Origin of the sequence: Cetobacterium somerae ATCC BAA-474, from assembly GCF_000479045.1 — a bacterium.
GTDB classification, from domain to species: Bacteria; Fusobacteriota; Fusobacteriia; order Fusobacteriales; family Fusobacteriaceae; genus Cetobacterium_A; species Cetobacterium_A somerae.
The window spans coordinates 1-10603 of sequence record NZ_KI518125.1 but is presented as its reverse complement, the minus strand read 5'-3'; the positions used below and the strand labels follow the sequence as shown (position 1 = coordinate 10603).

Sequence of the window (10603 nt, the reverse complement as noted above, 5' to 3'; positions counted from 1 at the left end):
ATATTATAAAATTATTTCTATAAAATGTTTTAAAGAAATATTTGAAAATAAAGATAATAGTGTCTTAGAAAATAGAGCTTTATATAATTTAGGTATATTTTCAAAAATTGTTGAAAAAGCAGATAAGATATCTAGCATTCAAAATTTAAATAATGAAAATATAATAAAAATTGGAGATTATTTTTTTACAATGCATTTGAAATTCTTAAAACAAAATGGAGTTGATGAATATGAAGATATAAAAGAATATGCTCCAAAAGGTGCAGTTTCATTTTTAACAATTCATCAGTCAAAAGGATTGGAGTTTCCAATAGTAATAGTAGGATCTTTAGAAAGTGTGCCTGAATCAGATAAGAATGATGATGAAGAATTGGAAAAAAAATACATTCCTTATAATGATTTTGAGCCTGAGTATAGAATAAAAGATTTTGATTTTTGGAGATTATATTATACAGCCTTCTCAAGAGCTAAAAATCTGTTAATTTTAAGTTGTATAGAAAATAGTAAAGGAAAAAGACAGATACCATCTTTACCATTTAAAAGAGTTTATGAAAATATTCCAGATATATTATCTGGAGACTTAAACTTTTCAGAGTTAAATATAGAAAATACAAGTATTATAGATATTAAAGATAGTTATTCTTATACGGGAGATTTGTTAAAATATAAAGAGTGTCCGTATAGATATAAATTAAATAAAATTTATGATTTTCAAAGGAAAAAAACAATTGAAAATTTTTATGGAACTTTAATTCATGAAAGCTTTGAGCATTTAAATCTTTCTATATTAAATGGTAAAGATTTAAATATAGAGAAAATACAAAATAAATACTACTCTGATTATGAATTTATGAAAAAGAAGGAGAATTTATTTTTAGATAAAGAAGTTTTAAATAAAGGTTTAGAACAAATTTTAAATTATTACAATGGTGATTTATTAAAAAATAAAATAGTAGATGTTGAAAAAAATTTATTTGTATTTAGAGGTGCTTATACTATTGAAGGAAAATTAGATTTAATTATACAAGAAGGAGAAAATTTAAAAATAGTAGATTTTAAAACAGGATCAGATAGTATAGATAAAGAGAGTTTAGAAAATTATATATCACAAATAAAACTTTATTGTTATTTATTATCAATGAATAGTGAGAAGAAAGTTTCAGGTGGATATATATATTTTGTAAAAAATGAAAATAAAATTGAAGTTCCTTATAATATAGGAGACGAAGAAGAAATTTTAAAGGATTTTGATTCGATAACAGAGCGGATATCTAACGGTATGTTTTCAGAAAAAAGATTGTCTGAAGAAAAATGTTTAAAATGTGAATTTAAAAAGCACTGTTTTGGTATAAATATGATATAATAATAATAAAAAATTAGGTGATAAAAATGTATGTAGTGTTAAAAGAAAGTGCTACATCTGAAGAAATCTTAGAGCTGAAGAAATTTATACAAAAAACAGGACATGGAGCTTTAGAGATTTTAGATGGTAGCATAAAAAAAATAGGAATAATGGGAAAAAAAGATGGACTAACTAAGGAAGAATTGAAGGAATTCTCAATAGTTAAGGAGACTATAAAGATAGGAAAGCCTTTTAAGTTCGTTAGTCGAGAGTTTAAAAAAGAGGATACCCTTATAGAAATAAAAGGTAGGAAAATAGGTGGTACAGATTTAATTTTAATGGCAGGGCCATGTTCAATTGAAAATAAAGAGATGATAATGGACATTGCTAAAGTAGTAAAGGAAAATGGAGGAGAATTTTTAAGAGGTGGAGCTTTTAAGCCAAGAACATCTCCATATGACTTCCAAGGTTTAGGAGAAGAGGGCCTAAAATATATGAGAGAAGCATGTGATAAATATGACCTTGTAATGGTAACAGAAGTAATGGATACTAGAGATATAGAGTTGATAGAAAAATATACAGATATATTTCAAGTTGGAGCTAGAAATATGCAAAATTTTAGCTTATTAAAGGAACTAGGAAAGACAAATAAGCCTATTCTTTTAAAAAGAGGATTAAGTGCTACAATAAGAGAGTTTTTAATGGCGGCAGAATATATAGTTGCTTTTGGTAATGAAAAAGTTATTCTTTGTGAAAGAGGAATTAGAACATTTGAAATTGCAACTAGAAATACTGTTGATATAAATGGTGTAGCACTTTTAAAAGAAAAATCTCATCTTCCAATTATAATAGATGCAAGTCATGGAACGGGTAAAAAATCTTTAGTTGAACCAGTGACACTAGGATGTATCCTAGCAGGAGCTGATGGTGCGATGGTAGAAATACATCAAAATCCAGCATGTGCTTTATCTGATGGAGAACAAAGTTTAAATTTTCAAGAGTTTGAAATTTTATGTAAAAAAATGAAAAAAACATTGGAATTTAAAGAGAGTTTAAAATGTTTATAGATAAAGAATTTTATTATGAACTTGATGAGTTTTCAAAGTTAGGATTAAAGGCAATTTACACTACTAAAAGCTTTGGAGATGTAAAAAAAGAAGAGGATAGAAATAAAATTAACTCAATATTAAATATAGAGGATAAAAAAATTTATTCAGGATTTCAAACACACTCATCAAATATTGTAGTTATTGATAAAGAAACAACAACTTATTCAGAAGATACAGATGGATTTATAACTAAAAGAGATGACGTAGTTATATTTACAAAATATGCTGATTGTTTGCCGATCTATATATATGATAGTGAAAATGGCGCTTTTGGATGTATTCATTCAGGATGGGTAGGAAGTTTTGAAAATATTGGTTCAAAAGCTATTGAGATGATGATAAAAGAATTTAATAGTAAGGTAAAAAATATTATAGTAGCATTTGGAATAGGAATATCTCTTGAGAATTATGAAGTATCAGAAGATTTTTACTTGAAATTTAAGAGAAAATTTAATGAGAAACTTTTAGAAAAAGTTTTTTTAAAAAAAGAAAGTAAATATTATTTTGATAACCAGAAATTTAATTATAATCTTATGAAAGAGATTGGAATACAGGAAAAAAATATAATAACTAATAATCTATGCACATATAGAGATAATTTTCACTCTTATAGAAGAGAAAAAGAGGATTCAGGAAGAAATGGAGCATATATATTTGTTGACAAAAATAGAAAAAAGTGATACAATAATTTGCTAATAAAATGCACATTGATTATTTCTAAACAAGGTGCCCTTAGGGGATGTTTAGTTTTGAGATCAGTGGAAGAAATAACCAAAATTAGGAGGAATTAAAAAATGGCAGTAATTACTATGAAACAATTACTTGAAGCTGGAGTTCACTTTGGACACCAAGCTAAGAGATGGAATCCAAAGATGTCTAAGTACATCTTCACTGAGAGAAACGGAATCCACGTAATCGATTTACACAAATCTTTAAAGAAAATTGAGGAAGCTTATGCTGTAATGAGAGAAATCGCAGCAAACGGTGGAAAAGTTTTATTCGTAGGAACTAAAAAGCAAGCTCAAGAAGCTGTAAAAGATCAAGCTGAAAGATCAGGAATGTACTACGTAAACAACAGATGGTTAGGTGGAATGTTAACAAACTACAAAACTATCCAAACTAGAGTAGAGAGATTAAAAGAATTAGAGAGAATGGATGCTGATGGAACATTAGATACAGCATACACTAAAAAAGAGGCTTCTAACTTCAGAAAAGAGTTAGTAAAACTTTCTAAAAACTTATCAGGAATTAAAGATATGAAAGAAGTTCCAGCTGCTATATTCGTAGTAGACGTTAAGAAAGAAACATTAGCAGTAGTAGAAGCTGCTAAATTAGGAATCCCTGTATTCGCTATGATCGATACAAACGTGGATCCTGATTTAATAACTTACCCAATTCCAGCAAATGACGACGCTATCAGATCAGTAAAGTTAATCGCTTCTGTAATGGCTAACGCTATCATCGAAGGAAACCAAGGAAAAGAAAACGCTGCAGTTTCAAACGACGAAATCGTTGTTGAAGAAGGATCAGCTGAGTAATAAATACTTGAATTTAATGGAATTGAGAGCTATGCCCTCAATTCCTTGTACTATATAGATATGTAAAAATTCTAAAAATTTAGGAGGAAAAAATGGCAGAGATTACAGCAAAATTAGTAAAAGAACTAAGAGATAGAACTGGTGCTGGAATGATGGATTGTAAAAAAGCATTAGGAGAAACAAACGGAGATATCGAAAAAGCGATAGACTTACTAAGAGAGAAAGGAATTGCTAAAGCTGCTAAGAAATCAGGAAGAACAGCTGCAGAGGGATTAATATTTGACGGTGTTTCTGCTGATAACAAAACAGCAGTAGTATTAGAGTTCAACTCTGAGACAGACTTCGTTGCTAAAAACGATGAGTTCAAAGCTTTAGGAGCAAAAATGGTAGAGATCGCTTTAAGACCAGAGATCAAAACTGTTGAAGATTTAAAAGCTGCTGAGATTGATGGAGTTACAGTTGAAACAACTATAACTAACTTAATCGCAAAAATCGGAGAGAACATGTCTCTAAGAAGATTTGAAAAAGTAACTACTGAAGGGTTTGTAACTACTTACAACCACTTAGGAGGAAAATTAGGAGTTATCGTTGAGATGACTGGAGAGGCAACAGAAGCTAACATTACTAAAGCTAAGGATATCGCAATGCACGTAGCAGCTATGGATCCTAAATATGTTGACAGATCAGTTGTAACAACAGATGATTTAGATAGAGAGAGAGAGATTTCTAGAAAGCAATTAGAAGCTGAAGGAAAACCTGCTCAAATTATCGAAAAGATTTTAGTTGGAAAAATGAACAAGTTCTATGAGGAGAGCTGTTTAGTTGACCAAATTTTCGTAAAAGCTGAAAATAAAGAGACAGTTGCAGAGTACGCAGGAGATATTAAAGTAGTTTCTTTCGCTAGATACAAAGTTGGAGAAGGAATCGAAAAAGAAGAAGTAGATTTCGCAGCAGAGGTTGCAGCTCAACTTAACGCGTAATACAACAAAGTATAGGGGTGCGACTTAGCACCCCCTTTTTTTAAGCTAAATATGATAATAGAGGAGAGTTTTGAGATGAAGCCAATTTATAATAGAATTCTATTAAAATTAAGTGGAGAAGCTTTAATGGGAGACCAAGAATTTGGAATCTCTTCAGAGACAATAACTTCATATGCTAAACAAATAAAAGAGATAGCAGACTTAGGAGTAGAAGTAGGAATAGTTATCGGTGGTGGTAATATATTTAGAGGATTATCTGGAACTGAACAAGGAATAGACAGAGTAACTGGAGATCACATGGGTATGTTAGCAACAGTTATAAACTCACTGGCTCTTCAAAACGCAATTGAATTATTAGGAGTACCTACAAGAGTACAAACTGCAATCGAAATTCCAAAGGTAGCTGAACCTTTTATAAAGAGAAAGGCCCAAAGACATTTAGAGAAGGGTAGAGTTGTAATATTTGGTGGTGGAACAGGTAACCCTTATTTCACAACTGATACAGCAGCAGCACTTAGAGCGATAGAGATTAACGCAGATGTTGTAATAAAAGCAACTAAAGTTGATGGAATCTATGATAAGGATCCTGTAAAGTTTGCTGATGCAAAAAAATATACAGATGTTACTTATACAGAGGTTTTAAATAAAGATTTAAAAGTTATGGATGCAACTGCAATCTCTTTATGTAGAGAAAATAAGTTACCAATAGTTGTATTTGATTCATTAACAGAGGGAAATATAAAAAGAGTAGTTCTTGGTGAAAAAATAGGAACAACAGTAATAAACGGATAATTTTAGGAGGGTAAAATGAGCGCACAAGTAATAATGAATGATTGTAAAGATAAAATGAATAAAGCTATCGAATCTACAAAGCATAAATTTGCATCAATAAGAGCAGGTAGAGCTAACGTTTCAATGTTAGATGGAATAAAAATAGAGCAATATGGATCATTAATGCCATTAAATCAAGTTGGAACTGTATCAGCTCCAGAAGCTAGATTATTAGTAATCGATCCTTGGGATAAATCAGTTATACCTACAATTGAAAAGTCTATAATGACTTCAAATTTAGGATTAACTCCAAACAACGATGGAAAAGTTATTAGATTAATGATACCTGAGTTAACTGCTGATAGAAGAAAAGAGTATGTAAAATTTGCTAAGACTGAAGCAGAAAATGGAAAAGTTGCAGTTAGAAATATCAGAAAAGATATGAACAATAACTTAAGAAAGTTAGAGAAAGAAGGAGAAATAACTGAGGACGATTTAAAGAGATTTGAAGATGATGTTCAAAAGTTAACAGATGCAACAATTAAAACAATTGATCAACTTCTTGCTTTAAAAGAAAAAGAGATTACAACTGTATAATGTTGAAAAGAGAGCTAAGTTTAGCTCTCTTTTTTTGTAAGTAAAATATATAATATTAAGAATAAACCACTAAAAAATAATAAAATTATTAAAACTTCATTAGCTGAGGAATAATTTCCAGACTCAATAGCAGAGTATAAAGCTAATGGTAAAGTTTGAGTTCTTCCAGGAATATTTCCAGCAATTAAAATAGTTGCTCCAAATTCTCCAAAAGCTCGCCCAATTCCTAGAATAACTCCAGAAAAAACTTTTCGATAACTTAATGGAAGGTAAACATACTTAATCATATTTAATTTAGAGACCCCGAGGCATTGCGCTGTTTCTATATAAGCTTTATCAATAGTATCAAACCCAACTTTAACGCCTTGGTATATTATAGGCAGAGAAACTATTATTGCAGCAATAGCCGCTCCTTCAAAAGAAAATATAAATCTAAAGCTAAAAAGGTTATAAAAAACTTTTCCAATAAAACTATTTTTTCCTAAAAAAATAATCAACATATATCCAATAACAGAAGGAGGTAAAAAAATAGGTAAAGTAACTATAAATTCTATTATTTTTTTTAGATTATTTTTATTATTAAAGGAAAAATAAAGTATAATACTAAAAAGTAAATTAAATGTTAGAGATAAAAAAACAATACTTAAAGACAATTTAAGAGGTGTAATCATTCCCAACCTTTTCCTCTTAAAAATTTTAAAAATTTCTCAGCATCCTCTTTATTTTTAGTTGTTTTTGAAATACCAATTGAATATTCAATTGGTTTATGAAGATTTGTTGGAAAAACTTCAATAACTTTAGAATTTTTTAACAACTTTGCATCTGTTAAATAAACTATACCAAAATCGGCTTCTCCTAATTCAACATAAGAAAGTACACTTCTAACATCTTTTCCGTGCACTAAAGAGTAATCTTTTAATGGAAGGTTATTTAAAACTTCAGTTGCATATTGGCCAGCAGGAACATACATAGGGTCACCAATAGCTAAAACACCGTTATTAGAAGATGTGTTGTTATTTTTTATTAAAACTAAAGAGTTTTCTAAAATAACTTCTTCATTGAATATATAATTATTATTTTTTAAATCAATCATATAATCTCTGTTAGCAAGAAAAATAACATCAACATCTCCACCCTGTTCTAGTTGTCTTTTTAAAGTTCCAGAACCTCCTAAATTTAAAGAGATAGTCAATTCAGGATCTATAGCTTTGTATTCTTGAATATTTTTTTCTAAATACTCTTTTAAAGACGCTGCACCACTTATTAAAATCTCTTTAGAAAAAATAGATTGAAATAAAATAATGAAAATAAAAATAATATTTTTCATAAATCCCCCCATTAGTTAATATTATTTATTCATTTGATAAAGAGTATATAAACCTCTAAGACTTAATTCAGGACAATATTCATCGATTTCTTGAATCTCTGCAAAAAGAATTTTTCCTAGACCTCCTGTAGCTATAATATATGGATCAGGAACAATTTTTTTTATTTCATGTATGATATTTTTTAATTGCCCAGCATAACCGTAGAAAATTCCAGCTTGAATTTGTTCAGCAGTATTTCTACCAAGAACACTTTCTGGAGTACTAAATTTAACTTTAGGAAGTTTAGCAGTATTTCCAAATAAAGCATTAATAGACATCTCTATTCCAGGTAAAATTCCACCTCCAATATAAACTCCATCTTTTAAAACCTCATATGTAGTTGCAGTTCCAAGATCGAATATAACAAGATTTTTCTTTGGATAATCAATTATAGCTTGGGCAATATCAATAATTCTATCAGCACCAAAACCATTTATTTGAAGATTTTCAGCAAAAGAAAATGGAAGTTTTAAATTTAAATCTATAATCATAGGTTCAATTTTAAAGTATTTTCTTCCTAGAAATTGAAATATTCCAATTAAATTTGGAACGACAGATGAAATAACAATTCCATTTAATTCTTTAATTTCAACACCATTAAAATCACATATATTTTTCAAGTATGAAAAGTATTCATCCTCAGTTAATTTTTCATTTGAAGATACTCTAAAGCTAAGTAGAACCTCTCCTTTTGGATTAAGTAAACCAGTAACAATATGAGTATTTCCAATATCTACAGCTAAAAGCATGTAATCACCGCCTAATAAAAATTTAGATAATCCATATTATAAACTATATTTGAAAAAATGTAAATTTTTCTCGGATAAATTATTTAAATGAATTATAATGTAATAAATAGAGTATGAGGTGTTTATATGAAAAAATCAGTAGGAATAGTTGTAGAATATAATCCCTTTCATAATGGACATAAATATCATTGTATAAAGGCTAAAGAGCACGGTGATGTTGTAGTTGCAGTTATGAGTGGAGATTATGTTCAAAGAGGAGAACCAGCTTTTATAGATAGATGGACAAGAGCGGAGTTAGCTTTAAAAAATGGTGTTGATATAGTGGTGGAGTTGCCGATATTCTATTCAACACAAAGTGCAGAAATATTTGCTAGAGGAGCAATAGGAATATTAAATTTAATGAATATAGAAAAACTAGTTTTTGGGTCTGAAACTGGGGATGTAAAAAAACTAATCGAAAGAGGAGATTTAGAAGAACAAGAGGAGTTTAAAGTAGAACTAAAAAAACAATTGAAAGAGGGACATTCTTATCCAACAGCTTATTCAAATACTTTAAAGATATTAGATAAAACAGATGAGTTAGATTCTAATGATATTTTAGGTGTTGAGTATATTAAGGCTTTAAAATTTTGGAAAAGTAAAATAGAACCAATTGCTATAAAGAGAGAAAAAAGTGGATATTATTCAGAAGAGATAAAAGATGGAATTGCTAGTGCCACTGGTATTAGAAAAAAAATTCAATCTGGAGAAGAGATAAAAGATGTTGTACCAGATACAACATATGAAATATTAAAAGAGAGTTTAGAAAAAAATAGCTTTGCAAAATTACAAGATTTTTATCCTTTTATAAGACATAGAATACTTTTAGAAAAAGAAAAACTAGAAAGAATTCAAGATATTGAACAGGGATATGAAAATAGAATATATGAGGCTGCTTTTTCTTGTAAGGAATTTGAAAGTTTTTTTGAAAAAATAAAAAGTAAAAGATATACTCAAGGAAGAGTTCAGAGAATTTTAATTCACATACTTTTAGGAATAGAAAAAAAGCAAATAGAAAAAGTAAAAGAAAAAATTCCTTATATAAGAGTTTTAGGATTTACTAAAGAGGGACAAAATTATTTAAAAAAATTAAAAGATGAAGAAGTAGAAGTTTTGACTTCATTAAAAAATATACAAAAATATTTAGAGAAAGATTCCTTAGATTTATTAGAACAAAATGAAGTGGCAAGTAAAATTTATGCAATGGTAAATCCGTATGAGGATAGAAAAATACCTATAATTATAAAGTAGAGGTACTATGGATAGAATAAAATTAACAAAAGATATAAAAGATATTTTAAATATCTTAAATGCTAATGGTAAGGGATATATTGTAGGAGGTTATGTAAGAGATTATTTACTAGGCTTAATTCCTAAAGATTGTGATTTTTGTACAGATATAGATTATTCAAAATTAAAAGATATTTTTAAAGATTATTCACCAAAAGAGATTGGAAAAGCTTTTGGAATAATTCAAATAGTTTATAAGGGTAAAAGTTATGAGATTGCAAAGTTAAGAAGAGATGTGACATTTACATCTTTTAGAAATATAGCTGAAGTAGAATTTATTAATGATATCTATGAGGATTTAAAGAGAAGAGATTTTACGGTTAATGCTATAGCTTATAATGGGAGTAATCTGATTTATTTATCACAAGTAGAAATAGATGATATAAAAAATAGAGTTTTAAGATTTGTTGGAAATGGGAAAAAAAGAATAGAAGAGGATCCATTAAGGATATTAAGGGGAATAAGAATAGCGGGAGAAAAAAAATTATTGATATTAGAGGAAACAAAACAAGAGATAGAAGAGTGCAAAAATGAGATAAAAAGAGTTTCTATTGAAAGAGTTCAAGATGAATTTTTTAAGATGCTAAAAGGAGAGAATTCAAGTAATTCTTTTAAATCTTTATATGACTTAGGAGTTTTTGAAGAGTTATTTCCAAAGACATATAAAAATATAAAATTAAATGAGATATCAGAAGATTTAGATAAAATAGATAGCTTATTTTTATTAGAGGAATCTTTAGTACTAAAATTAGTAGTTATTTTTAATAAAAGTAAAGATGAGTTAAATTATTTAAAATTGGATAATAAAAGTAAAAAATCGA

General features: G+C 28.4%; 12 protein-coding genes. 9 read left to right on the top strand and 3 right to left on the bottom strand.

Annotated features, from left to right (window positions below; translation table 11 throughout):
• The 7 genes from HMPREF0202_RS05455 to frr all read left to right on the top strand — a co-directional run.
• Positions 1-1363, top strand: a 1363-nt coding sequence (locus HMPREF0202_RS05455) for a PD-(D/E)XK nuclease family protein (protein WP_023052248.1), incomplete at its 5' end; no start/stop codon positions are given.
• Positions 1364-1389: 26 nt separating this feature from the next.
• A complete protein-coding gene (gene aroF / locus HMPREF0202_RS05450; protein ID WP_023052247.1) occupies positions 1390-2409 on the top strand; it encodes a 3-deoxy-7-phosphoheptulonate synthase in 1020 nt (339 codons plus the stop codon).
• Positions 2400-3131 carry a peptidoglycan editing factor PgeF gene (pgeF, locus tag HMPREF0202_RS05445; RefSeq protein ID WP_023052246.1) on the top strand — a complete coding sequence of 244 codons (732 nt, stop codon included), beginning with the start codon at positions 2400-2402 and terminating at the stop codon, positions 3129-3131. The genes aroF and pgeF overlap by 10 nt, the downstream gene beginning before the upstream one ends.
• A 114-nt stretch (positions 3132-3245) precedes the next feature.
• On the top strand, positions 3246-3989 hold the full coding sequence (gene rpsB / locus HMPREF0202_RS05440) for a 30S ribosomal protein S2 (protein WP_023052245.1): 744 nt from the start codon (positions 3246-3248) through the stop codon (positions 3987-3989).
• A 92-nt stretch (positions 3990-4081) separates the two neighbouring features.
• Positions 4082-4969, top strand: a complete 888-nt coding sequence (gene tsf, locus HMPREF0202_RS05435) for a translation elongation factor Ts (RefSeq protein WP_023052244.1) — start codon at positions 4082-4084, stop codon at positions 4967-4969.
• Between the two features lie 75 nt (positions 4970-5044).
• The gene (pyrH, locus tag HMPREF0202_RS05430) at positions 5045-5761 is read left to right on the top strand and encodes a UMP kinase (RefSeq protein WP_040406508.1); all 717 of its coding nucleotides are present in this window, start codon (positions 5045-5047) and stop codon (positions 5759-5761) included.
• Positions 5762-5776: 15 nt separating this feature from the next.
• Complete coding sequence (gene frr / locus HMPREF0202_RS05425; RefSeq protein WP_023052242.1) at positions 5777-6337, top strand: ribosome recycling factor; 561 nt, start codon at positions 5777-5779, stop codon at positions 6335-6337.
• Positions 6338-6357: 20 nt separating this feature from the next.
• On the opposite strand, the gene HMPREF0202_RS05420 is transcribed toward frr, so the two are convergent.
• The 3 genes from HMPREF0202_RS05420 to HMPREF0202_RS05410 are packed head-to-tail and all read right to left on the bottom strand — an operon-like array spanning position 6358 to position 8453.
• Entirely contained in the window at positions 6358-7008 is a 651-nt protein-coding gene (locus HMPREF0202_RS05420; protein WP_023052241.1) for a molybdate ABC transporter permease subunit, read from the bottom strand.
• Complete coding sequence (gene modA / locus HMPREF0202_RS05415; protein WP_051364136.1) at positions 7005-7664, bottom strand: molybdate ABC transporter substrate-binding protein; 660 nt, start codon at positions 7662-7664, stop codon at positions 7005-7007. The genes HMPREF0202_RS05420 and modA overlap by 4 nt, the downstream gene beginning before the upstream one ends.
• 21 nt (positions 7665-7685) lie before the next feature.
• Positions 7686-8453, bottom strand: a complete 768-nt coding sequence (locus HMPREF0202_RS05410) for a type III pantothenate kinase (protein WP_023052239.1) — start codon at positions 8451-8453, stop codon at positions 7686-7688.
• Between the two features lie 126 nt (positions 8454-8579).
• On the opposite strand from HMPREF0202_RS05410, the gene HMPREF0202_RS05405 reads away from it, so the two are divergent.
• Both HMPREF0202_RS05405 and HMPREF0202_RS05400 read left to right on the top strand, forming a co-directional pair.
• Positions 8580-9743 (top strand): nucleotidyltransferase, encoded by a 1164-nt coding sequence (locus HMPREF0202_RS05405; RefSeq protein ID WP_023052238.1) that lies wholly within the window; start codon positions 8580-8582, stop codon positions 9741-9743.
• A 7-nt stretch (positions 9744-9750) separates the two neighbouring features.
• The coding region (locus HMPREF0202_RS05400; protein WP_023052237.1) for a CCA tRNA nucleotidyltransferase at positions 9751-10603 on the top strand (853 nt) is incomplete at its 3' end.

What these genes read in the sequence shown, in the direction of transcription:
- pyrH (WP_040406508.1), top strand. Translation starts at nt 5,045, where the DNA reads ATGAAGCCAATTTATAATAGAATTCTATTAAAATTAAGTGGAGAAGCT.
- pgeF (WP_023052246.1), top strand. Translation starts at nt 2,400, where the DNA reads ATGTTTATAGATAAAGAATTTTATTATGAACTTGATGAGTTTTCAAAG.
- frr (WP_023052242.1), top strand. Translation starts at nt 5,777, where the DNA reads ATGAGCGCACAAGTAATAATGAATGATTGTAAAGATAAAATGAATAAA.
- tsf (WP_023052244.1), top strand. Translation starts at nt 4,082, where the DNA reads ATGGCAGAGATTACAGCAAAATTAGTAAAAGAACTAAGAGATAGAACT.
- HMPREF0202_RS05410 (WP_023052239.1), bottom strand. Translation starts at nt 8,453, where the DNA reads ATGCTTTTAGCTGTAGATATTGGAAATACTCATATTGTTACTGGTTTA.
- rpsB (WP_023052245.1), top strand. Translation starts at nt 3,246, where the DNA reads ATGGCAGTAATTACTATGAAACAATTACTTGAAGCTGGAGTTCACTTT.
- HMPREF0202_RS05405 (WP_023052238.1), top strand. Translation starts at nt 8,580, where the DNA reads ATGAAAAAATCAGTAGGAATAGTTGTAGAATATAATCCCTTTCATAAT.
- aroF (WP_023052247.1), top strand. Translation starts at nt 1,390, where the DNA reads ATGTATGTAGTGTTAAAAGAAAGTGCTACATCTGAAGAAATCTTAGAG.
- HMPREF0202_RS05420 (WP_023052241.1), bottom strand. Translation starts at nt 7,008, where the DNA reads ATGATTACACCTCTTAAATTGTCTTTAAGTATTGTTTTTTTATCTCTA.
- modA (WP_051364136.1), bottom strand. Translation starts at nt 7,664, where the DNA reads ATGAAAAATATTATTTTTATTTTCATTATTTTATTTCAATCTATTTTT.